At 56.6% G+C, this 624-nt stretch carries 1 protein-coding gene; it reads left to right on the top strand.

Going from position 1 to position 624, the window contains the following annotated elements; translation table 11 throughout:
* On the top strand, positions 1 to 609 hold a 609-nt coding region (locus ALO43_RS15695), incomplete at its 5' end, for a GGDEF domain-containing protein (RefSeq protein ID WP_054997776.1).
* Between the last annotated feature and the right edge of the window lie 15 nt (positions 610 to 624).

Below are 624 nucleotides of genomic sequence, written 5' to 3'. Positions count from 1 at the left end.
CTGGAGTTTCAAGGCGCCAAGCCATTTGATACCCGGCAGCTGAGCGACCTTGAATCGCTGCTGGTCTGTCTGGTGTACCCGCTGCTGAACGCCCTGCTGTATCGCATTGCGACACAGACGGCGTTGCGCGACCCTTTGACCAGTACCGGTAACCGTATCGCAATGGATCAGGGCCTGGCTCGCGAGATAGAGATATCGCGTCGTCACAAGCAACCGCTTTCATTGCTGATGCTGGATATCGATCATTTCAAGAAAGTGAACGATGAGTACGGCCATCATACTGGCGATGATGTACTGAAAACCGTTGCGCAAAGCCTGAAAGCGCAACTGCGCAATATCGATCGTGTGTTCCGCTATGGCGGTGAAGAGTTCGTGGTGATTCTTTCCAACACCGGAGCCAGTTCGGCTGAACTGATCGGCGAACGCCTGCGTCAGGCCGTGCGGAACCTCGAGTTTCGCGAGCTTGACCCAGCCCTGACCATGACAGTCAGCCTGGGATGCTCAACACTACTGCCGGCAGAAACCGCCGACAGCCTGCTGCGCAGGGCCGACAACGCCCTGTATGTTGCTAAACGCGAAGGTCGCAACCGTCTTGCCATGGCCAGCTAGCACTCTTTCCTGCCT

The sequence above is a fragment of the Pseudomonas tremae genome (genome assembly GCF_001401155.1).
GTDB lineage: Bacteria > Pseudomonadota > Gammaproteobacteria > Pseudomonadales > Pseudomonadaceae > Aquipseudomonas > Aquipseudomonas tremae.
Note: the sequence above shows the minus strand (reverse complement) of the source record. Positions and strands in the feature narration are given on the sequence as shown.